28 protein-coding genes and 1 pseudogene are annotated in these 21263 nt (G+C 62.2%); 12 read left to right on the top strand and 17 right to left on the bottom strand.

Going from position 1 to position 21263, the window contains the following annotated elements:
• On the top strand, positions 1-479 hold a 479-nt coding region (locus tag IQ220_RS14955), incomplete at its 5' end, for an STAS domain-containing protein (protein WP_193916226.1).
• Positions 480-529: 50 nt separating this feature from the next.
• Here the strand turns inward: IQ220_RS14955 and IQ220_RS14960 are convergent.
• Positions 530-1195: a Fe2+-dependent dioxygenase gene (locus IQ220_RS14960; RefSeq protein WP_193916229.1), complete on the bottom strand. Its 666-nt coding sequence runs from the start codon at positions 1193-1195 to the stop codon at positions 530-532.
• Between the two features lie 63 nt (positions 1196-1258).
• Here IQ220_RS14960 and IQ220_RS14965 point away from each other — a divergent pair, with 63 nt between their 5' ends.
• Entirely contained in the window at positions 1259-1537 is a 279-nt protein-coding gene (locus IQ220_RS14965) for a hypothetical protein (protein WP_228009299.1), read from the top strand.
• A gap of 34 nt (positions 1538-1571) precedes the next feature.
• On the opposite strand, the gene IQ220_RS14970 is transcribed toward IQ220_RS14965, so the two are convergent.
• From IQ220_RS14970 to IQ220_RS14985, 4 genes are all read right to left on the bottom strand, one after another.
• Positions 1572-1838 (bottom strand): galactose oxidase, encoded by a 267-nt coding sequence (locus IQ220_RS14970; protein ID WP_193916232.1) that lies wholly within the window; start codon positions 1836-1838, stop codon positions 1572-1574.
• A 26-nt stretch (positions 1839-1864) separates the two neighbouring features.
• A complete protein-coding gene (locus tag IQ220_RS14975) occupies positions 1865-2131 on the bottom strand; it encodes a hypothetical protein (RefSeq protein WP_193916235.1) in 267 nt (88 codons plus the stop codon).
• A gap of 97 nt (positions 2132-2228) precedes the next feature.
• Positions 2229-2642, bottom strand: coding sequence for a type II toxin-antitoxin system VapC family toxin (locus IQ220_RS14980; protein WP_193916238.1), 414 nt, complete (start codon positions 2640-2642; stop codon positions 2229-2231).
• A 10-nt stretch (positions 2643-2652) separates the two neighbouring features.
• Positions 2653-2880, bottom strand: coding sequence for a type II toxin-antitoxin system Phd/YefM family antitoxin (locus IQ220_RS14985; protein WP_193916241.1), 228 nt, complete (start codon positions 2878-2880; stop codon positions 2653-2655).
• Between the two features lie 116 nt (positions 2881-2996).
• Here IQ220_RS14985 and IQ220_RS14990 point away from each other — a divergent pair, with 116 nt between their 5' ends.
• From IQ220_RS14990 to IQ220_RS15010, 5 genes and pseudogenes are all read left to right on the top strand, one after another.
• A complete protein-coding gene (locus IQ220_RS14990) occupies positions 2997-4493 on the top strand; it encodes a TerB family tellurite resistance protein (protein ID WP_193916244.1) in 1497 nt (498 codons plus the stop codon).
• Between the two features lie 217 nt (positions 4494-4710).
• Positions 4711-5966, top strand: a pseudogene (locus tag IQ220_RS14995) (IS256 family transposase).
• Between the two features lie 225 nt (positions 5967-6191).
• Positions 6192-6707: an HdeD family acid-resistance protein gene (locus IQ220_RS15000; RefSeq protein WP_193916247.1), complete on the top strand. Its 516-nt coding sequence runs from the start codon at positions 6192-6194 to the stop codon at positions 6705-6707.
• Between the two features lie 308 nt (positions 6708-7015).
• Complete coding sequence (locus tag IQ220_RS15005; protein ID WP_193916250.1) at positions 7016-8137, top strand: hypothetical protein; 1122 nt, start codon at positions 7016-7018, stop codon at positions 8135-8137.
• A 581-nt stretch (positions 8138-8718) separates the two neighbouring features.
• Positions 8719-8958 carry a hypothetical protein gene (locus IQ220_RS15010; RefSeq protein WP_193916253.1) on the top strand — a complete coding sequence of 80 codons (240 nt, stop codon included), beginning with the start codon at positions 8719-8721 and terminating at the stop codon, positions 8956-8958.
• Between the two features lie 77 nt (positions 8959-9035).
• On the opposite strand, the gene IQ220_RS15015 is transcribed toward IQ220_RS15010, so the two are convergent.
• A complete protein-coding gene (locus IQ220_RS15015) occupies positions 9036-9428 on the bottom strand; it encodes a hypothetical protein (protein ID WP_193916256.1) in 393 nt (130 codons plus the stop codon).
• Positions 9429-9569: 141 nt separating this feature from the next.
• Between IQ220_RS15015 and IQ220_RS16175 the strand changes: the two genes are divergently transcribed.
• The gene (locus tag IQ220_RS16175; RefSeq protein WP_193916259.1) at positions 9570-10220 is read left to right on the top strand and encodes a hypothetical protein; all 651 of its coding nucleotides are present in this window, start codon (positions 9570-9572) and stop codon (positions 10218-10220) included.
• 338 nt (positions 10221-10558) lie between these two features.
• Here IQ220_RS16175 and IQ220_RS15025 read toward each other — a convergent pair whose 3' ends face one another.
• On the bottom strand, positions 10559-10837 hold the full coding sequence (locus IQ220_RS15025) for a hypothetical protein (protein WP_193916262.1): 279 nt from the start codon (positions 10835-10837) through the stop codon (positions 10559-10561).
• Between the two features lie 151 nt (positions 10838-10988).
• On the opposite strand from IQ220_RS15025, the gene IQ220_RS15030 reads away from it, so the two are divergent.
• Positions 10989-11255, top strand: a complete 267-nt coding sequence (locus IQ220_RS15030) for a hypothetical protein (protein ID WP_193916265.1) — start codon at positions 10989-10991, stop codon at positions 11253-11255.
• A gap of 428 nt (positions 11256-11683) precedes the next feature.
• Here the strand turns inward: IQ220_RS15030 and IQ220_RS15035 are convergent, their stop codons facing one another.
• Complete coding sequence (locus IQ220_RS15035; protein WP_193916268.1) at positions 11684-12130, bottom strand: hypothetical protein; 447 nt, start codon at positions 12128-12130, stop codon at positions 11684-11686.
• Between the two features lie 474 nt (positions 12131-12604).
• Between IQ220_RS15035 and IQ220_RS15040 the strand changes: the two genes are divergently transcribed.
• From IQ220_RS15040 to IQ220_RS15050, 3 genes are all read left to right on the top strand, one after another.
• Positions 12605-13768 (top strand): calcium-binding protein, encoded by a 1164-nt coding sequence (locus tag IQ220_RS15040; protein WP_193916271.1) that lies wholly within the window; start codon positions 12605-12607, stop codon positions 13766-13768.
• A 125-nt stretch (positions 13769-13893) separates the two neighbouring features.
• Positions 13894-14217, top strand: coding sequence for a hypothetical protein (locus IQ220_RS15045; RefSeq protein WP_193916274.1), 324 nt, complete (start codon positions 13894-13896; stop codon positions 14215-14217).
• Positions 14218-14439: 222 nt separating this feature from the next.
• Entirely contained in the window at positions 14440-15024 is a 585-nt protein-coding gene (locus IQ220_RS15050; RefSeq protein ID WP_193916277.1) for a hypothetical protein, read from the top strand.
• Between the two features lie 148 nt (positions 15025-15172).
• Here IQ220_RS15050 and IQ220_RS15055 read toward each other — a convergent pair whose 3' ends face one another.
• The 9 genes from IQ220_RS15055 to IQ220_RS15095 all read right to left on the bottom strand — a co-directional run bounded on the left by IQ220_RS15055 (position 15173) and on the right by IQ220_RS15095 (position 21194).
• The gene (locus IQ220_RS15055) at positions 15173-15796 is read right to left on the bottom strand and encodes a hypothetical protein (RefSeq protein WP_193916280.1); all 624 of its coding nucleotides are present in this window, start codon (positions 15794-15796) and stop codon (positions 15173-15175) included.
• Between the two features lie 339 nt (positions 15797-16135).
• Positions 16136-16855, bottom strand: coding sequence for a hypothetical protein (locus IQ220_RS15060; RefSeq protein ID WP_193916283.1), 720 nt, complete (start codon positions 16853-16855; stop codon positions 16136-16138).
• A gap of 219 nt (positions 16856-17074) precedes the next feature.
• A complete protein-coding gene (locus IQ220_RS15065) occupies positions 17075-18232 on the bottom strand; it encodes a hypothetical protein (protein WP_193916286.1) in 1158 nt (385 codons plus the stop codon).
• Positions 18233-18425: 193 nt separating this feature from the next.
• A complete protein-coding gene (locus IQ220_RS15070) occupies positions 18426-18758 on the bottom strand; it encodes a hypothetical protein (protein WP_193916289.1) in 333 nt (110 codons plus the stop codon).
• Positions 18759-18825: 67 nt separating this feature from the next.
• Positions 18826-19089 (bottom strand): hypothetical protein, encoded by a 264-nt coding sequence (locus tag IQ220_RS15075; protein ID WP_193916292.1) that lies wholly within the window; start codon positions 19087-19089, stop codon positions 18826-18828.
• Between the two features lie 98 nt (positions 19090-19187).
• On the bottom strand, positions 19188-19967 hold the full coding sequence (locus tag IQ220_RS15080; protein ID WP_370566519.1) for a thermonuclease family protein: 780 nt from the start codon (positions 19965-19967) through the stop codon (positions 19188-19190).
• The gene (locus IQ220_RS15085; RefSeq protein ID WP_193916295.1) at positions 19925-20131 is read right to left on the bottom strand and encodes a hypothetical protein; all 207 of its coding nucleotides are present in this window, start codon (positions 20129-20131) and stop codon (positions 19925-19927) included. Before IQ220_RS15085 ends, IQ220_RS15080 begins: the two co-directional genes overlap by 43 nt.
• A gap of 448 nt (positions 20132-20579) precedes the next feature.
• Positions 20580-20741 carry a hypothetical protein gene (locus IQ220_RS15090; RefSeq protein ID WP_193916299.1) on the bottom strand — a complete coding sequence of 54 codons (162 nt, stop codon included), beginning with the start codon at positions 20739-20741 and terminating at the stop codon, positions 20580-20582.
• A gap of 66 nt (positions 20742-20807) precedes the next feature.
• Complete coding sequence (locus tag IQ220_RS15095) at positions 20808-21194, bottom strand: hypothetical protein (protein WP_193916302.1); 387 nt, start codon at positions 21192-21194, stop codon at positions 20808-20810.
• Positions 21195-21263: the final 69 nt, after the last annotated feature.

A 21263-nucleotide genomic window follows, 5' to 3' on the forward strand; every position in this document is an offset into this window, starting at 1 on the left:
TCGCGGCGGTGGGCATCGGCGTGTTCATCGCCAACATCCTCACCATCGACAAGATGAGCGCCCTGCAGAGCCGCTCGGTGAAGTCGATCTCCACCGGCGATGGCGACCTGCTGCTCAGCGGCGAGGAAAAGGCGCTGCTGGATCAGGGCAAGGGCCAGGTGCTGCTGTTCCAGCTCACCGGCGCCATGATCTTTGGCGTGGCCAAGGCGATCGGCCGCGAACACAACGCCATCGGCGAGTGCAAGGCGGTGGTGTTCGATCTCACCGAGGTGTCCCACCTGGGCGTCACCTCCGCCCTGGCGGTGGAGAACGCCGTGGAGGAGGCGATCGAGAAGGGCCGTGAGGTGTTCGTGGTGGGGGCCAGCGGCACCACCCGCCAGCGGCTCGAGAAGCTCGGGCTCTACGCCAAGTTGCCGCCTGAGCGCACCGCCATCAGCCGCCAGGTCGCCCTGCAGCAGGCCGTGGGCGCGCTTGCCTGAGGCTTGCCTGAGCGCCCGGCGCGTCGCCCGCCATGCCGACAGCCCAGCCATCAGTCGCCCCAGCGGCGCAGCAGGTTGGTGTAGCTGCGGCTGATCAGGTCAAACACCTCGCCATGGCTCTGGCTGGCGAACAGAGCCCGGCGGGCGGTGTCGAGCTCGAACAGCAGCTCGCGCTGATCGGCCTGGCGCACCCGGCTCTGGATCCAGCCCACCGCCGCCAGCCGCTCCCCGGCCAGCACCGGCTCCACCCGGTGCAGCAGGGTGCTGGGGTAGACGATGGCGTGGCCGGCCGGCAGCCGCAGCGCCTCCTCGGCACCGGGCGATTCCAGCACCAGGGCACCGCCCTCGTAGGCCCCGGGCTCGCTCAGAAAAAGGGTGAAGGAGAGGTCGCTGCGGCCCTCCTTCATGTAGGCGTTGTCCACGTGGCGGCCGTAACCCTCGCCCACGCCGCAGCGGCTGAACAGCAGCCCGTGCACCCGCACGGGCAGGGCCGCTGCGGCCACGAGCGGATGGGCCAGCAGGGCCTGGCGCACCTGCTGGCTGAGGCGGCTGTGCAGTGGTGAGTCCGGATCGAGCTGTCGGTTGTGTTTCACGGTGCGGGCGTGCCAGCCGGCGGTGTCGGCCCCAGGCCGCCAGACGGCCGACTCGACCCGCAGGGCCTCGCCCATGGCGGCCGCCTGCTCCGGTAACACCAGGGGCTCGATCGCAAAGCGCATGGGGTTAACAGAAAGACTCCGAACGGTGACGCCCGGGCCCAACCTTCCGCCGCCACCAGCACCATGATCACGACGGAAGTCAACCGCGCACCCATGGCCCGCTCCAGCCTCGCCCTCTTCCTCGCCACGGCTGGTCTGGTGGCTGGCAGCCTGGGCTGCGGCCGCCAGGCCGAACGCTTTGAGGGGGGCGAAGGCGGCGAGGGCGGAGAAGGCAGGCCCGAACTCACCAGCCCGAGCGGCACCACCCTGCCGCGAGACAACCGGGCCGGGGAGGACGGCGAGGCGGGGGAAGCCGGCGAAGGAGGTGAAGGCGGCGAGAACGGCGAAGGCGGAGACGACTAAGGGGGGTAGCCAGACCCGGCAGCCCAGAGCAGGTTCAGCCCGGCCATCCATCCACGCCATGGCTCCAGCCAAGGCAGCGGCGGGTGAGGTGCTCACCGTGGGCGATCAGACCCCGGTGCAGCTGACAGGTGAGCAGGGGGATCGCGTCCCCAGCGGCCTGGTGCCGAAAAAAGCGGCAGGTGAGACACACCTGACGGCTGCGGCTGGCCCGCAGCATGGGCTGCGTCAGATAGGGCCAGTCGTGAACGGCCTCGGGCCCGGCCTGGCCTGCGAGCGGGAAGAGCGAAGGGGAGGCAACCATGGCAGGACAGATGAAGTACATCTGTACTAGCAGCAAAAGGCTCCGCCGAAACACACGGCCGTCACCCCCTCGGTGGTGATCTCCAGGGTCCAGTGCTGGACATCGAACGGTGTGCTGCTGAAGGCATAGGGGGGGGTGAGCACCCCCACCACAGGCGGGGTCTGGGGCGAGCGCGCCGAGGGCACCTCGAAGGCCTGAACGCTCCGCTCTCGGAGGCTCTCCACCAGATCGGCCTTGCCGCTTTCGGCCTGGCGCTCGACCTTGCGCAGGACTTTCCCGGAAAGGGGAGCCAATGAGCCTGCCAGTTCTCACGTCAAAGTCCCAAGGGAGCAGTGGCGCCATCACTGAGGGCCTCCGGAACGTTCCCAGCACCAAACGGAGCCGAGCTGATCAGTCCACGGCTCGTACGTGGGATCCATAGCCCGTCAGAGCCCGATCGGCGCTGAGCAGCTGCAGGCCTTCCACCTGGGCCTGCACCACCAGCAAGCGGTCGAACGGATCGCGGTGGATCCAAGGGAGGTGCTGCACCGCCAGCACGTGCTCAGCGCGCACCGGGAGTTCGCGGAATCCCTGCCCCAGCAGACCCAGCCGCAAGGCGGCAGCCTCCACCTGGAAATCGGCTCGCCCGAGGGACGACTTGATGGCCACTTCCCACAGGCTCACCACGCTGAGCAGCAGCGGCTGGGCCGGATCGGCCAGCAGGTCGGCGGCGGCGGCCGGCAGCCACTTGGGGTCGATGGCCCACCACAGCAGCAGCTGGGTGTCCAGGAGCAGGGGCTGGGGCTGGGTTTCGGTGGAGACCATGGCTGCAGGCTCAGCCGAACAGCGTGTCGATCTCGCTGGCGAAGTCGGTCTTCAGATCGGCACCTGCCACCACAGAACCCCGTAGAAATCCGCCCCGCCGGGCTTCAGGAGCGGCTTGCACCGGCACCAGGCGAACGAGGGGGCGGCCGGCTTTGGCGATCACCACCTCCTCCCCTTCAAGGGCCTGGGCCACGTAGCGGGAGAGGTGGGTTTTGGCGTCGTGGAGGTTCACCTGCATGGCAATCGCCCATGGCTCGATTAGCTTAGTCCGTAGGTGGCTAAGTCAAGTCGATCGCTGAGGTCAACTCGTATCGCTGGAGAGCCAGTAGAAAGCTACCGAGCTTCTCTCCCTCTGTGACTGACTCCAACCCACTTGCCAGTGGCGGCGGCGACTACGACTCAGCGACGATCAAGGCCGGGATCCTGCAGGAGATGGCGGACCTGAAGAACACCGTCCAGTCCTTCGGGGTCCAGGCGATCAAGGATGGAACCTGGTTCAACAAGTTCGTCAATAGCTGCCTGGGCAGCTACGAGCGCAAGGTGATGGGAAAGGGCGGGGCTGCCTATCTTCAGGGAAAGTATCCTGGCCTGCCCACCGACGCAATCGCCAGCAAGCTTTGTGAGCTGGCCGAAAAGAATGCGGCTGCTGCCGGCGGTCTTTCGGGGGCCTCGGCAAGTGCGGCCGTGCTCACGGGCGGAATGACCTTGCCTGCAGCCATCACGGCAGTGATGGTGGAAGTACTGTTCACGGTGCGCCTGCAGCTGCGGCTGGCTTACGACCTACACCTTTTGTACGGAATCCCGCTGGATGCAAGCGATCCGGAAGAGCTGACCAGGCTCTTCGCCGTGGTTTATGGAATCAAAGTTGCCGAGGTGGGCGGACTGGGCGTCAAGGCCTTTGGGCCAGAAGTGGCGCGGGCCCAGCTCTTTCGACTGATCCATGGCAACACCCCGGTAATTCAGGCGGCAGCGCGCAGCGTGCTCGGTCCGCGGATAGCAAAGCAGGTGACCCAGAAAGCGATCCTCAAGACAGCTGTGCCGATTGTGGGGACAGCGATCTCAGCAGGTTGGAACTACACCACCACACACATGATGGGCATCCGCGTTCGCCATGGCGTACGGGTAACGGCAGCCTTGCGGGAGGAAACCGGACGGCTTCAGGGGCAGATCGGCCGCAATGAGCAGGCGGAGGTGGCAGTTCTTGAAGGCCTGATGGCTCTCGCTCTGGCCGACAGGAACTTTGATGACAAGGAACGCGAGGTCTACCTCACCTTTCTCAAGCAGCTGGCCCTGCCTGAGCAGGAGTTGCAGAGGCTGGCGGACAAGGTGGATGCCGATCTGGACGCAGTCTGCACAGCCTTGAAATCGATCCAGGAGCCCGCGAACCGGGAATCGGTGGCACGTGTGTTTTGTCTGATCACCGCTGCGGATGGGGAGCTGCAGGTTGATGAGCAAGAGGTGCTGGCTCGTCTGCTGGAGGCCCTCGGCCAGGGGCATCTCCTGGAGGGCTTGCCTGCATTGGTACGGCGGTTCCGTCGGGAGGATGGCGCCGTTGATCAGGCGCTCTTCGCGGCAGGAGATGTGGCCAATCGGGCGGGGGAGAAAGTGGGTGAAGCCCTTGGTTGGGCCGGCAAGCTATTCAGCAAAGACAAGCCGGCATGGGCAAACACTGACGCCCCTGCAGTGGACTTTGAGGCCACGGTGGAGGAGAAAACCAATCAGGTGATCCTGGCCGGGATGGATCGGCTGACGCAGCGTTTTGCGGCCGGGGAGCTGAGGCTGGAGGACTACAAGGCTCAGTTCGCGGTGCTGGTGGAGCAGCTGAATCGATCCAGGAGCACCGATAAATGAGGTGGAATTCGCGCAGCCTCCAGCGTCTTGTGCCCAAAACCAGCGGCAGCCCTCAATCCCCCTAGGGAGCGGCGTCCCATTGAGTGGTGTAACTCGGGAGGATCAGCCCCGGCGTAGCCGGGGCTGACGGCTCACCTCCCTCAGATCTCAGCTGTGGCAATGGGTGGGCCGGTCTGTGACCCTGTTCGGAGCACTACCACCAAACCGAACACAGACCATGACCCTCACCCATAGTGGCGCCTCCGAGCTGAGCCAGCTCATGGAGGGCACCACCTCTGGCGCGCTGATTCCAGAGATCGTGCGCCGGGGCTTCCAGGATCTCCTGGAGGCCGAGGTCTCCGCTGCCATTGGAGCCACGCGCCATGAGCGCTGCCCTGATGAGCGCACGACCCACCGCAACGGCTACCGCCAGCGGCTGCTCACCACCCAGGTGGGCGACCTCACCCTGGCCATCCCCAAACTGAGGCAGGGCAGCTTCTTCCCCGACTGGCTCGAGCCACGCCGCCGGGTCGACAAGGCCCTCTACGCCGTGGTGATGGAGGCCTACACCGGTGGCATCTCCACCCGCAAGGTCGACGCCCTGGTGGAGGCGCTGGGCGCTGCCAGCGGCATCTCCAAATCGGAGGTAAGCCGGATCTGCCAGGGCCTCGATGAGCAGGTGAAAGCCTTTCTGGGCCGGCCTTTGGACCATGCCCGCTTCCCCTACGACTACCTCGATGCGACGTACCTCCACGGCCGCCTGGGCCGCAACATGCAGGTGGTGTCGCGGGCGGTGGTGGTGGCCATCGGCATCAATGCCCTCGGCTACCGCGAGGTGCTCGGCATTGCCGTGGGCGACAGCGAGGCCGAGGGCTTCTGGCGTCAGTTCCTCGGCAGCCTCAAGGAGCGTGGCCTCGATGGCACCCGGCTGGTGATCTCGGACGCCACCTGGGTTTGACGGCGGCGATCAAGCGCATGTTCCATGGCAGCTCCTGGCAGCGCTGCCGGGTGCATTTCCTGCGCAACCTGCTCTCCCACGTGCCCAAGGCGGGCCAGGACATGGTGGCGGCGGCCATGAAAGCGGTGTTCGTGATCCAGGCCCCCGATCAGGTGCGCGCTCACTGGCAGCGGGTCACCGAGATGCTGCGCAAGCAGTTCCCAACAGCCGTGCCGGTGATGGACGCCGCCCGCGTCGACGTGCTGGCGTTCCTGCACTTCCCGCAGGAGCACTGGCGCAAGATCTGGAGCACCAACCCGCTCGAGCGCCTCAATAAGGAGATCAAGAGACGCACCAACGTGGTCGGCATCTTCCCCAACGAGGCTGCGATCACCCGCCTGGTGGGTAGCCAGCTACTGGAGCAGCAGGAGGAATGGCAGCTGGAGCGCCGGCGCTTCTTCTCCGAGGCCACGATGGCCAAGATCCCGGACCCCGAAGAGGTTCTGGAGCTCAGCGATGGTGAACGCGCTGAGGAGGTGGCTGAAGCCATCACCTGAACCGAACCAGCTCCTTCCCTCGATCTAGACAGAACTCCTCGATCGCTGAGTTGCCAATTCAGCAATCAGGGTTCATAGTGGATGAACGGAGCTGCGCAGTCAGCTTCCAGGCAGTCATCCTCTGGCTGCCCCTGTTCACCCTCCGGAAAGGGTCACAGGACCTCCTGAGTTACACCACTCGGAGGGGCGCTACCCCCCTAGGGTTCCCGCAGTTGCCCGGTTCTGTTGTCGGTTCCCTCCTCCCCTGCCCTGCGCTGGCTGACAGCGGCCCTGCTGTTCGTCGCAGCCGGCCTGGCGCTGGCGCTGCCCTTCGTTTCGGCCACCCTGCTCACCATCGTGATCGGTGGCGTGGCCGTGGCGGCGGGGATCTCCCAGGCGCTGCGCCTCACCGGAGCCAGCGACTGGAGCGGCAGGATCTTCCGCCTGCTGTCGGCGCTGCTCTACGTGGGGGGCGGGATCGGCATCCTGGTGTATCCCCTGGCCAGCGAAGTGAGCCTCACGCTGTTCCTCGGTTTCCTGCTCGCCTTCCAGGGGGTGATGGAACTGGCTGGCGCCGCTGCATCGCCTGGGCCGGCTCGGCCGCTGGTGCTCATTGATGGCATCGTCACCGCCGTGCTCGGCGGGCTGCTGGTGGCCAAATGGCCCAGCGACAGCGTCTGGGCGATCGGCACCCTGCTGGGCGTCGGTCTGGGGATCTCGGCCATCAACCTGCTGACAAGCCCGAGAGCTCCCGAGCCGTAAAGGATCTGTTCGCGTTCCGGCGTGGCTGATCGGACGCGGCGCGTGTCATCCTGCTCAGTCCCATCATCAACAGAGGGCAGCTTTCCCGCGGTGGCGAAGGAGTGAAAGGAGTGAAAGGCGTGCAAGGCGTTAGCGGCCTAACACCTCCACCTGTAGTCCCCGAACATCTCAATGGTCGGCAGGGCACTCACCGAAAGAGAACAGCATGCCTCGAGCGGGCTGCCGACATAGAACTTTACGCAATGGCTGCCAACCATCCGCCCCGAGCCAAGTACATTTAGGCATAAGTTTAGGCCCCTTTTGCTGACATGGCAGATCTTGCCAGCTTCCCTTTTTCTTTCTTCTCTGATACGGCCTCCTCCGATGATGGCTATGTTGTAAATCCTGATGTCACAGTATTAACGCTGACGGGAAACGACTCGATCACGGGCACGATCTCAGGAACATTGACGTCTGGGATCTTTAATGCAGGAACCATCCTCACGGGTTTCGGCAATGACTCCATTGTTGGCACCGGTGGCGGCAGCGGTATTTTCAACTCTGGCATTATCGCTACCAGTTTCGGGAACGACATTCTTGATGGAGATGCCACTGGCGACAATACTTCCGGGATCTTTAACGAAGGCATTATCGCGTCTGGGTTCGGTGACGACTCCCTCACAGGTACCAGCAACAGTACGGCGATCTTCAACACTGGCAGAATAAGTACCAGCGTTGGCAACGACTCCATTGTGGGCGTGGCCACAGGTGACTTCACCACGGGTATTTTCAATGAGGGCATCATCAATACCAGTTTTGGAAACGACTCGATTTTGGGAACTACGATCAGCGGCACTTTTTCTACTGGGATTCTAAACAAGGGCTTCATCGATACTGGTTTTGGCAACGACTCGATTAACGGTACCAACGGCGGTACCTTCGGCTCCGGGATTGACAACGATCAAAGTATCAAGACCGGCTGGGGGAACGACGAAATCACCGGCACCGCAGAAGGGAGCTTCACCTTTGGGATCGATAATGCCGGTACCATTGATACAAGCTCAGGCAATGACCAGATCACCGGCAGCAGCACTAGTTCCTCTGGGATCGTAAATACTGGCACGATTAACACAGGCAGCGGCCGTGATGTAGTTGATGCCCTGAACGGCGGCTTTGCAGGCGACGGCATCATCAGCCTTGGGAGCGGGAAAGATATGCTCAAGGGCCATGGAGAGGGCAGTTTCGATGGCGGCCGCGGCAAACAAGATCAGATCCTGTTCAATACTGGCACGTATGTCATCGTTGACGTTGAAAATGGCTTCATCATTGATTCGCTCATGAGCATCACTAACTTTGAGCGGATCGGCAGTGCTCAAAGTGGTGACTTCTTATCGCTAGAGGCAGGGGTTCTCGTGATTTCAGCCGGAGGTGATGTTAGTTATTCTGCCTAAGTCTTGCCCGTCGCCTGCTTTCACCATGCTTAACATATGGCCTTGATCAGTGTGATGGGAGCGCCGTCCCAAGAGAAGCCGCATAGCCATACTTCAGACATCATGCAGGGCAAGGAACAGCTCAGAAGCGACCAGTTTCTGGGAATGGTCCCTCACCTGCTTCGCCCGAGAGGGTGAATGGACAGGCCAGCCGGCTTTAACGTTGTGGCGATGGGCGGTTTCGCTGAAGCTGGCGCTGGTGAAAAAGCCCGGGCTTGGCAATGAGCCATAGCGCTGATTCGCGCACCGAATTGGGCCAGCAATAGAGCGTGGATCAAGGCAGGCCCAGTAGCTCACACTGGCGAGTAGTGAAGAGTTCAGGGTGATCGATCACGACCACCTTTCCCTCTTCATGGACATCCGATCAGCTGAGACTTTTTTATGAGCCATTCCAGCTCGATCAGGGGCTTGTGACTTTACTTGAACAGCTCCTCCGCCTAGGCCTGACTAGCCACTTGGGCCTTGCTCTTGTTGTCTCGGGTGAACAGATCGCTGGCGCCATCCAGCATCTGCTTCTTTCACCGGTTCATCTCACTGCGTGAATGGCTGGCTCGGCGGTGATCTTCTCGTTCATCTTGCGGCCACTGATCGCCTCCATGGCGAGCCTGGTCATGAACTCATGGCTACAGGTACGGCGCTTGCTCAACTCCTTCAGAGAAGCCGTCGCTGGATCTCACGGGATAGGCCACGGCCGCAGCGATCCAGATGGCAAGGTAAAGGCCAAGGCTGCCATTCATGACGGCAGGGGAAACCAACGCCGCATCCAGGTGATGGTGGCCTGAATCGTTCACAAAAAACCCCTCCACCGCATGGTGGAGGGGAAGAAGCGCGGGCAACTAGCGCGCCACGTCAGCAGGGATCAACCCAAGAACTCAACCGTTTCAAACGACTTCGCCGTGAGGGTCATTCCGTCTTGTTCAAAGATGTCCTTACGGCGTCCCCAGGTGATGTCGTAGTCCTCTTCCTGACCGGGCAGCACGAGCGTGTCACGCCCCCAACCGCCGTCGAAGTACCCATCTCCGAAGCCCTTCACCGTATCGCGGCCCCATCCCAGGAAGTACTTCCCACCGCCACCAAAGCCACCTTCGAGGGCATCAATGGTGTCATTACCTCCGCCGGTTTTCACGGTGCCTTCGTTGTAGATGGCAATACCTCGCTGGCCATCATCCCCTTTAAGGCCTGAGCTGCCTGCATCCCCAGCTACGCCACCGTCCCCGGTGATCCCGTCGGCACCATTGTCGGCCCTGGACAAGTTGGTGAGAGTGAAATCATCATTGCGACCTCCTTCGCCACCCGAACCTGCAGCTCCCCCGGCTCCAGCATCACCACCGTCTCCAGCAGCACCACCGGCAGCCCCGGTGCCCTGAAGGCCACCAATGCCTGTGATGACGTCATGTCCAAAACCCGTGTCGACCTTGGAACCGGCATCGATCTTGATGCCGATTCCACCATCACCGCCAGCACCACCGGCGCCGCCATCACCGCCAAGACCGCCATCACCGCCAGCTCCGCCGTCACCGCCATCTCCGCCTACCCCACCACGGGCAACTCGCCCGAACACGATGGCGGCATCGCCGCCATCGCCACCAGCCCCGCCATCGCCGCCAGCTTGACCGGCGGCGCCGGCGCCGCCATCCCCACCAGCGGTGCCGTTGCCTCCATTGCCGCCGACGCCTTTGATGGTGTCGTTATCGAAGAGGAACCCGAAGCCGGTATCCAACGTGCTGTTGCCCAACTCAATGCCAGTGGCACCAGCGGTGCCGTCCTCGCCGTCAGAGCCGTTGTCGCCGGCAGCGCCAGCCTCACCGTCGGTGCCATTACCGCCCGCTTCACCGGGCTTCCCGATGAGGTCAGACTGGGGAGTAAGGGCTCCGAATGGAAAGCGAAACCTTGTGCCGTCGGCGCCATCAAGTCCATCCCCCCCGGCAGCTGCTTGGGGTTCGGTGATACCACTTGCCCCTGGGGAGCCAGGGCCGCCGCCGTCGGCACCGTCGGCGCCTGTGCCCATAAAGCTGTCATTGCCGATAGACATGAACAGCCTTGAGCCAGTCAGGAGAGCACCCTGAGCCTGGTCGCCGGCATCACCCTCACCGATGATCTTGTCAGAGCCAAGCGAGGTATTGACGGTACCCCCGTTCAGAAACACTGGCTGAGGCTGGTCAACAGGCAAGGGGCGCTCGTCTGAGAAGATCGTCCAAAGGGCGTTTGCAAGATTGAATGCCATACCGTATGTTCCAAACGGAATTGGTTTTGCAATAACAAGCTGAAGCGGCCGACTCGGAAAGGGAACGGAGTCAAGTCTTATTGTAGCAATAGTTAATAGTTAATCAACTGCAACCCTGAATGCTTCCTTAATTTGAGAGAAGTTATGTTTCGTGTTTTTCAGGACTCGTCAGCAAGGGCCACCACGCCATGGCCTCCAGATTGACTGGCTAGTAGTGCAGGAGTTCGGCTCTTTCGGCGTTGCGATCCTCCCCCCTGCAGCAAATCCAACTGGCCCCGGGAGGCCTCCAGGGCCTGGCGGCGCTGCTCCTGCGGCCGATCCAGGCTCATGCGGTGCAGCTTGAGAGTGCGGGCGAAGGCCTCGGTTGGGCTGAGCAGCGATTTCTGCAGATCAGTGGTCAGCCGCTGGTTGGGATTGAGCTGCCGGTGATGTCCCAAGGCCTATCAGAAGTCTGTGCCAGCCGGCCTGGCGGGTGCCTCGCGGCAAAGCTCACGTGCGCGGAAGCCGCACCTGACCCTTACTCCCAGACGCTGGGCGTGGCAATCGCCCAGACCACCTCCGCCACCGATGCCAGCTGCTGGAGGCAGCATGATCAGAGACCGACTCACCTACGGCCGGCGTGTGCCCTGGCAGACCGGCAAACGTGAACTGAAGCGGGGCCGTGACATCACCTGGACACTGCGGGCGATGCCGGCGCCGGAATGGGTGGTGGAGCAGTGGCCGGGCAGCACCACGATCATCGCCCTCCGCAGCCACGGCAGCCGCGGGTGCAGGCCGACTAACCAGACCCCCTACTGCGCTACGGGTCTGCGGACTGGGGCGAAGGCCCTGCCGCGGCCCGCCGATCGCCATTGATGTGCGACTCCCTTGCGACAAACGCTAGAAACCCTTGCGGCCCAACGCTTCTCCCCCTATCAAGCCCTTGCCTGTTGAGATCAGGGGTGCGGGTCAGATCGTGACCATTCTGTGTCCCCAACAGCGATCGATGAGAATTTCGCCCTTAAGCAGATTCCCGTAATACTCCTCCGATCCCTTGCGCCACAATGCGTCTGGGACAATCAGGCCCTGAACCCCCTTCGCCATTTATTCCTTACGCGCGCGCACGAGCACCGCGCCCCTCCAGGCCTGTTGAGCTGACTCTTGTTGTAGTAGTCGCGTTGAGGGTTGACATGAACCCGCCCTAGGAACATCCTCAAGCCCCAACACAAGTGAACGCCCCGGAAGGAAGCATCCGGAGCCACAAGGGTTGAGCGCGCTGCCAGCGACTGCCTGGATTGAGGCCTTCAGCCGAAAGCCAGAGCCGGAGCCCATCCGCGCGGAGCCCGGCGATCCTGCACGTTCGCCGCCGTGAATCGCGGCTGGGGCGGAACGGCCCGGTAATCGAGCCTGCGGTACACCTCGCTGGTGAAATCAACCGGAGTGAACACATCCAGCAGCCGCAGGGCCAGCCCCAGGCAGGCCGGGGTGTGGCGCCAGACCTGGGCTTCGCTGAGCCGCAGGACGGGGATGCCGAGCCGGGCAGCGTCGGCGTCCTTCGCGTCGTCCTTGCGCTTCTGGGCCGGAGAGGCATGGAAGCTCTGCCGGTTGCGGATGTCGCAGGGCTCATCGATCTCGATGGCCAGGATCTGGCTGGCGCTGCCGGCCACCACCACGATGTCGAAGCCGGAGGCATAGGCCGGATCACTGCCCCGCCGCACCCAGTCGGCATGGGCTTTGGTGCCATGGAACATCACCTCGCGGTAGACGCGGCTCTGGGGCCCTGTGCTGTGTGCTGGTTCTCCGGGGTGAACAGCCGCTGGCTCGAGGCCGCGAATTTACGGGGCGGATCCCAGCCGTTGGCAGGGTTGATCGCATCGGCAATCTGGCCTTGCTAAGGCGATGGGAAAGCGTGGGCACGTCCTTCCCCTGAAGCATTCAGGCGTGAAAGTCGGCAGTGACACCATCGCCATCGGCTCCCCCCAGGGCATGGACTTCAGCCTCAGAGCGCGACGATGGGCCCTGTCCAGAAGAGTCAGACCACCTCAGGCAGCAGATCCGAAGAATCTCGAAGGTAACATTGTGAGTCCTACCTGTGAGTCTCTAAGTAGCCGAGAGGCACAATAAAGCGCTAGGAGACAATCGGGAGTTTTTCAAGGGATCAACATTGTCAACACAGGCCAGCTCCCAATAGGGTAAAATGAAACTTGATTTGTGACCTCAGCATCATGGCACTGCCTTCCCTCGTCAACATTGCCCCTGGCGATCCAGGCCAAACCTTCATTGGCAATGACACCGACGAAGCGTTTGAGCTTTCCAGTTCTGGTGGTACTGGCGAAATCCGGAACTTCATCGTCAAGGGCGAGGGAGGAGACGATACCCTTGTCCTCAGTGGCGCACCGAACCAAACGAACGTTTTTGGCAATGATGGCGATGACTTGATCTCTGTTGAGAACTCAGGGAGTGGCGCGCTCATCGACAGCAAATTCTTTGCCGGGGCTGGCGACGACGCTGTCGTCCTCCAAGACTTGGTGTTCATCGGCAGTGGCCAGGGCACCAGCCAAGTCGGCATGGCTGCTGGCGACGATGTTATCTCTCTCCGGGGTAACTTCAATAACGTCAACCTCTTCGCCAACGACGGCGAAGACACCATAGTCTTCAATGGTTCTTCGTCCTTCCAGAATAGCCGGGCTTTCACAGGCGACGACGACGACATTTTCACGGACAACGGCAACGAAGTCGATTTCACCAACGCAGTGCTGGGCTTCAAGGGCGGCGACGATACGATCAATTTAAGCAACAGCATCACCGGCAGCGGCGACAACGGCCTTGAAGTATTCTTGGGCGATGGCGACGATTTTTTCGCGGGACCCGAAAGCGGCGATCTGGAACTGATGGCCGGCACCGGCGACGACACGATTGCCGGTGGCGGAACTAGCGACACCTTCACCGGTGGCGAAGGCGCTGACCTTTACATCCAGGCCAACGGCGCCAGCGCCTCCGTAATCAGCGTGCTGGGGGGGCAGCCCGGTGTCCCACTCACACTCACCTTCGCTGCCGATCCCGACATCATCACTGATTTCGAGACCGCGGCCGGCGCCGGCGCTCCTGCCGATCGCATCGCATTTTCAGGCTGGGGCGGGCCGTCCAATTTCACAGACAATCGCAGCTCAGCTTCCGGCAGCTTCGGCAGCGGCAATGTGGTTCTCTACTCCGGCAACTTTAATGAAACTGGCAACATTTTCACCACAGCCAGCAACAACGCCGGCCCTGACGTTCTCGCCTTCCTCTCCACCGGCACCGGCAACATCCCCGGTGATTTTGGCGATCAGGCTTTCGTGCTGCTCGACGCCTCCGACCAGTCCTTCAACCCCGACACCGACTTCCTCTGAGCACTAGGGAGACGTTGGCAAACTCAGCCCACTTGCTGGACAATGACCCATTACTCCCTAGCCAGGACTGGGTCGATGGAGTGCTAGCAGTTGGGCTGGGTTTCCAAAGGCTTCCTAACAGCCTGATGAAGGATTTTCTGGGCAATCCCCCGGCGCGACACTCCACCGAGGCACCCCGGATCGCCAACCGCACCGTGCCGGACCCAGAGACCCCGACCGAACCCAGCCCGGGTATCTGCCGGGTGGAACGGCGCATCAACGCCAACGGTCACGAGATGTTCAGCGTGATGGAACCGGGCGGACTCACCCGCAGCGTCGTGCTGTGGGATGACGACTCGGCCGAGGACTTCCTGGACGGCAGGCGCTACGTCGGCCGCTGGGCCCTCGATGCGGACGGCGACTTGCGCGTCAACGTCGCCGGTGGGGTATTCGCATTCCGGCGTGGCTGATCAGACGCGCCCCCCGACGGCGCGTGTCATCCTCAAAGCGCCGCCCAGCCTTTCCCATGCGCGATGCCGGGTTCGAACCAGCGACATCCTGCTTGTAAGGCACAGAGTCGAGGCCGAGAGCCAATGCAGCAACTAGGGCCGGAGCCACCTCATCCACCTCCGGGTGAAATACGGGTGAACTTCCGGGGCAAAGGCGGGCAACCGGGACCATGATGGGCATATATGGACCCATCCGTAGCCCACTGGCTTGAGGCCGGCGCACCCGGCGCGGAGCGCCAGTCGATCCTCCTGGAGCACGCTCCGCCCGATGCGCTCTCCGGGGCGCTGCTCTCCCCCGTGGACCTGGCAGTGCTCACCGGCTACAGCGAGCGTCGTATCCGTCAACTGGCAGAGGCAGCGGCGATGGCCCCATCCACGATCGACTCAGATGGGCAGGGGGAGATCGGCACCTACATCAATGCCGTCCGCGAGCCACTCCCCCTCCTCTTTTCATCTGGCCAGCTGCTGGTCGATCCCCAGCGTCGTGATGCCTTCGCCATCGCCGCGGCCCCCTGGCCCTTCCTCACCGAGCCAGCACCCGCCCGGAAGCGCGGCCGGCCCGCCACCCGGAAGGGGGCGTCCAGTTGGCAGTTCCAGCGCTGCCCGGTCTCAGCCCTGGTGACCGAATGGGTGGAGCTGCCCGACTGGTGGCCGGAGCAACCTCCTCAGGCAAACCGCCCTGAGCTCGGGATCCACCGGGAGCCAATCCACCTCGGCCGTCCCACCTACCTCATCCCTCGGGAGCGATCGCCTCAGCCCGCTGGGTGAGACGGCAGGGCCACCAATGACTGGCGCAGCTCCTGCACCTCCTGCCTGAGGTTTGCCACCTCCCGGATCAGCAACCGCTCCACTGCAGTTGCATCCTCCGGGATCACCGGCACCGGCGCCGGCCGCAGGCCGTCTGCCCATCCATCACTCACAATCCCAGCCCCTTAAACATCCGTTCCACCTCAGTCTGGCTGGCCTGCGCCGACAGTTCTCTCAACCGCTCCCATTCCCCCTCCGCAGCCATCGTCAGAACCCGCCGCAGGTCCTCCTCCAGTGCCTGCCAGATCGCATGCACCTGCTGAGGGTTCAGCTCAGCCCCCGTGATAGCGGCCAACGTATCTGCACATCGAGTCGGAATAGACAACACCGCATCCTTGATCCCATGGCATAGCACTGCCTCCCGCTTCTCAACCTCACTCCGGGCCAGGAGTTCACCTTGGAGCGCTAATGCCTTAGCCTCCTGCACTGCAGCGCGGAAATACCTCAGCCGCTTCTCAGAATCGCCGGCGCTCGGCAACTCAGCTGTTGGAATGTCAGCCCGTAATCCGGCAGCTACCGCAGCAGCCTCAGCCTGTTCCAGCGTTGCCCCACCCGTGCTGCTGCCAGCAGGTGGCTCTACATCAAACCTCGGTGAATCCACCCGCGCCTTGGTCACCCCCGCATAGGCGGCAGCCACCCGCCCGGCGTCGTATTCCCAGTGCCGTGCGCCACGCCGGGCCACTCCCTCCACCGCGAGGCGTTCCCGCACCGTGTCCAGCTGCTGGCGGGACACTCCCACCAACACCGCTGCCCTGCTCGATGGCACCCAACCCATACATCCCTCCGCTCTACCGTGGAAGCACAGTCTTGTGGCGCAACCTAGCGGCGCATGTTGCATCTCCATCTGCGGGGAGGGGGCGCGTATGCCTTGCAGTCCCGCAAGTGCAACCTAGTTTTATACCTGGCGCTAGGCCTACTTTGCGAGTCGTGGCCCCGAAGGCGATTGGGGCCAGGAAGGACCCATTACACCCCCTGGCGCTGCTGTGCTTCTAGTGGCCCTAGAGCCCCGTCACTGCATCTATTGAGTCGCCTGTTAGTTCCTATCTTTTCCTATTTGTGAGTGTTGAAGTGGCTACCGGAGGGGCTGGAGCGTCTGCCAATTGCCACTCTCGTTACTCCAGAACTCCAGCCCGCCCTGCTTGTTGATGACGAAGTACTCGCCAAAGGAATTGGGCTCCTCATCTTCTAGCTTTAGACCAGTTGGAAGCTCAGATGCAATGTGTTTGCTGGTGTAAGTGCTCCCATCTGACACCATTTCATGCCTGATCTTAACGCTTCCGCTGGCTGTTAGGTATGCCGTCATCTTCTCTGCCATGCCGGGCAAGTCATAGATCCATTCGCCCAAAACCTCCTGACCAGGCTTGGCCTTCGGGGCAGCAACTATACTTTCTTCCTGTTGTCTGGTCATCCCGATTATCTTCACTTCCGGCTCTGGGGCGAAGTAGGCCTGAGCCCATGCTGCAGAATGTGGCTCGCCCTCAACGCGAAAGTGCATAAAGGTCCGCTTCTTGGTCGTAAGTGCTAAGAGATTGTCCTTCCTGATCTTTTCTGCCAAGGCCTCCAGTTCATTAACAGTTGCGCGTCTGCTTAGGAGGACATCTATATCCCAGTCTGGATCTTTACTGTCGGCGTTGTCGCTGACTATGGTATGGGTTAGGAGCTTCGGCTTCGGCGTGACTGTAGTGGACTGCCCGGAGCCAGGAGGCAGGCTTGGGGCAGATTGCTGGGTACTGGAGCAGCCAATGAGGGTTGCTGCAAGGACTGTTACTAGAATTCCCAACGGTGCTTTCATAGCTCCTGTTTCTCCTCAGGTTCGAGGCTGGGGCAAGGCGGCAAATCCGCTGAGCGCAACATGGCGACCCTGGCCTTGAACTTGAGACTGTGGGTAAGTCGCTTACTCATTGGGAGCCAAGTACAGGGGCGGTGCCCCGCCTCAGAGGTTAACGATGGGGCCTCTCCAGAAAAGCCAGTCAAGCTCAGGCTTGACCGGTTGACAGGGTTGAGTCAGTTTTCAGGGGATGGTGACGTTGATAGCACCGAAGTCGGTGGTGTCAAAGCCCTGACCGGAGGCGCCAAGCAGAACGAAAGCCTGATCGCCAAAATCGCTTGTAAAGCCGGAGTTGCCGTTTGAGAGGAAGGTGAGCACGTCAGGGCCCGCATTGTTGTTAGTTGTGTTGAATGAGTTATTAGCGGAATTAAAAAAGCCTGAGTACAGCACCCTATCGTTGAAGCCAAAGCCGCCTGTGGCAAAGGTGCGGTTGTCAACGAAGCTGGACGGGCCACCGAGGCTGTCGAAGACGATTGCATCGCCGGCGGCCGTCTGAAAGTCGGTGATAATGTCCGGGCGGGATGAGAAGTTGAGCATGAGTGCGCCACCCACCTGCCCGCTAGCTACTGAGGCGCTACCGCCCTGAGTCTGCCAAAAAGTATCAGCGCCGGCCTTGCCACTTAGCCTGTCGCTGCTACCGCCACTGTAAATATTGTCGTCGCCGGAGCCTGCCAGCAGTTCCATTTCACCGCTCCTTGGCCCATAGAATAAATCATCTCCATCACCGAGAAACACAGACAGGCCATTAGAGCCGCTGCCGGTAATGCTGTTTTGCAGGCCAACAATATCTCTTCCGCCTTTGAAGCCCAGCTCTGTATTGGTCAAGTCGACTTCGAAGCCCCCGTCTAAGAATGAGTCGTCGCCGTCGCCGGTGAATGCCCGGGAATTTACGAAAGAAGAATTGCCGCCAAAAATTATCCCATCGTCACCGTCGTTAGCAAATAGGTTGACGTTATTAAAGCTACCACTAAGTCCGACCAAATCGTCGCCACCGGCCATGCCGACTTGGCTGGTGCCCTGGCCAGTGCCAGTGAACACCACATTGCTGAGGTTGACACCGTCGTTGCCAGGCCCAGCGAAGAATTTACTATCGATAATTGTAGCAGAGATGTCAGAGGGAATGCCGATGAGGTCATCGCCTTCATTGCCGAAAACGTTAGTCTGGATTGGAGAGCCGCCCAGGGTCAGGATATCGTTGCCACCCTGCCCCTTAATGATGAAGTTATTGATTTGACCGGAACCTCCAGAACTTATTAGCACAAACGACTCGTCGCTGTTGCTGCCGACCAGTGTTTGACCAGGGGTGCTGCTGGTGATGCTGAGAGAAGGAGGTAATGCCATGCTTGTGGATTGAAGGCGCAGCGCGGGAACAGCTTCGGACTCGAAGGGGGTGCACTAAATACTAAAATGGGGCTGCTCGACTAAAATGTCAACCAGGTAGACGATTTCTTTCAATCATTGCCAGAGCCCAAGCGACTCGCTCATCCAGCTTGATTGTTTGAAGAGAGCGCGTGCCAGCGGGCAGCCAGGCCTGCTATGGGGGCGGCTCACCAATGGCACCGAGGCTCTGAAAGGCGATGCGATGGAGCCGTTCCTGTGCCCTCATCAGGATCTCCAGCAGCTCTGCCGCAAACGGATCGGCGAGGTTGACGCGGGTTGATTCCACCCAGTTTGGGCGTTGCGTGGCAATGCAGCGGACCAGCTCCACCTCCGCGAGGGTCATGGCGTCAATGCGCCTTGGCCGTGCAGACTGCTCCATGCCAAAAACGATGGCGCTTGCGACCACCTGGCGCTTGGCCACGTTCAGGGCTTCCAGGGTGGCAGCTAGCTCCTGACGCCTGTCGTCGTGGTCGTGGTCGCTTGCCACCATCGCCGGCGCGCTGGGGATACGAGTCCCATCATGGATCGGGAGGAGGCGAACATTCAGACGGTGGTCAGGGCCAGGAGCGGTCGCAGGCCCGCCGCACCGCCTCACGGACGGCGAACTGGTACTGGTGCGCAAAGCGGGCTGGCCGGGGCTCGTACCAGAGACCGCTGGGAAGCCACCAGCCGACGAGCTGGCCGCCGCCGCGGCAATCCACCAGCGTCTGGACCGTTTCGCCGCCGGGACGGATTGGCAGCGGGAGCACGACTGTGCCCGGATCCCCCGGCCCCGGCGTGGCGGCCAGCACGGCGGCGATCAGGAGGGAGGTGGTCATCACTACGCCTCCAAGAACACCACCCGCGCCTCTGCCATTGCCTGGTGGCCAATAACGGTGTCGGGGCCTCGGTGAGGCTGTTTTCCTGTTGTCGCCAATTACCTCGCTCGTCTATTTCGCCTGAAATCCCAGGGTCTTTGCCCTGTGCCTCCCGAGCGCCAAACACCCTGTCGTCGATTTTCGGCTTGAGCCTCGGCGGCTAAGTAGGCGTTCCGATCGCAGCCCGACAGGTATTGCCTGTAAACGAACGCCACTCCCATTTGGACTAAGGCCAGATTCACGTTCCTGCCGTTTGCGTAGACCTCGGCCACGGTGCGCCCGTATCGATCCAAGGTTTGGGGCTCCAGCTCCAGTGAGACCCCTGCCAGCAGCTGCTTAAGAGTTCGTGTGGCTGCAGTGCCGATTTCCCCTTGGGCTGTCTCCGGGGCGTCGATGCACGCGAGGCGGATCGTCACAGCCTGACGCTCACGAGTCCTCACCCTGATGGTGTCGCCATCTCCGACTGAGATCAGCGTGACAGGCCCCCTGGCCAGTGGTGTGCTCGGACTCGGGCGACTCGGTCGCAGTCCCGGAGCAGGTGCGGGCGGGATGGAGGTGCTCCCACCGCCCCCTGCCGGCGCAGAACTTGATCCGCTCCCCCTTGGTTTGTTGCCGCAGAGTTTCTCGCAGGGGATACCGTCCTTGTCCCCGTCCAGCCGGGTGTTCCCGCTGTGGAAGGAGCGCATCGCCTCCTCGCAGGTGCGGAAGCTGGGGCAGGTCTGGGCTGCTGCGTACCCACCTGCACCAAGAGTCAGGGCCGCAAAAGCGAGGAGAAGCCGCTTGTAGTACCGACGGATCACCACCTCGGCAGGGCGATTGCCTCGCAAAGCTCCGGCCACTCCACCTCTTCGATGGTGTCCAGCTCCCAGAAGCCCTCCATCACTGACCAGGGACGCAGCCTGCCCCGTAGCACCAGCAGGTCGAACAAGCGCTGGCCGGTGGCATAGCAGAGCGGCGGGCCTGCATACCATCCCAGGTACTCGGTCAGGTTCGCCTGCGGCATGAAAACCGCCATGTGTAACGAAGGCCTCTGGCCATACTGACGAAGGAGGTCGCCAGCGACAGCATGCCGAGAAGGTTTCGTTGCAACGATGCGCTCGATACTGCTTGCCGCCGCCCTCACCATGTCCGCCGTGGCCGTTCTGCCTCCCCAAGCTTTAGCTGAGGTGGTCGCAGAAGGGCAAGCCGTCAGGGGGTACTACTGGCAGAAGGTCAGGTACAAGGATGGAAGCATCAGGTATCTGTGCCGCTCGACTTCAGACTCCAAGTTCCAGAAGCACGCCTCCTGCAACAACGCTGGAGCAAAGAAGCCATAGTCTGTAGTTTTGGCGACTTGTTCAATTGTCAAGGGTGGGAGTGAGGCTACCGGAGATCTGCTGACGGCGATTTACGTTGTGGATGCCGGTAGGCCGGCGGTGAAGGCGGGGCCTCCGGCTCGGCCGCGGTGAGGATCAGCCGTTGCAATGGTCCCAGGCGCGTTCGAAGGCGGCATCGAGAGATCGCTCGAAGTCGGACTCGATCGCGGCCTCTAGCCGGGCTTCCTCGGAAGCCTCCAGGCGGTGCTCCTCGAAGGCTTCCATGAGTGCTTCGGCCGATGCTTCAGATCGGGTCATGGTCGTTTCAGGTGGTCAGGTGGGTGTGCTGCCGGATTGGGTGCGGCTCCGGCGGGCCGCGGTGGGTCAGGCCAGAACGCCGAGGAGCTCCAGCTCGCGGCGGGAATAGGTTCGGGTCGAGCGTCCCTTGGCCTTGCGGGGATCGACCCCGAACACGCGGCGGTAGACGCTGCCGAGGGTGGAGGCGTTCACCTCCTCGGGCTGCTCGCCGCGGCCGGCCCACTGGCGCAGCGTCAGGCGCTCGGTGGCAGGCGGGCAGGGCTGGAGCCGGTGGGTGGGTTCCAGCAGCACACGGCGCTCCAGCTCCCGCTCAAGGAACTCCACCAGGAAGTGACCGCCGACAAGGCGATCCTTGAAGTGGGCCGGCCCCACCAGACAAGGCGGTACTCGCACCACCACCCGTTCGGCGTAGAGCCGGACTGCCTGGGTCTCCTCCTCCAGGAGTGTCGCCACCGGATGGGCAACGAGGCGCAGGGCCTCCTCCCATCTCTCCCGGTCGGACTGCTGCGGCCCTGCTGCCGG

The organism is Cyanobium sp. LEGE 06113 (assembly GCF_015207615.1).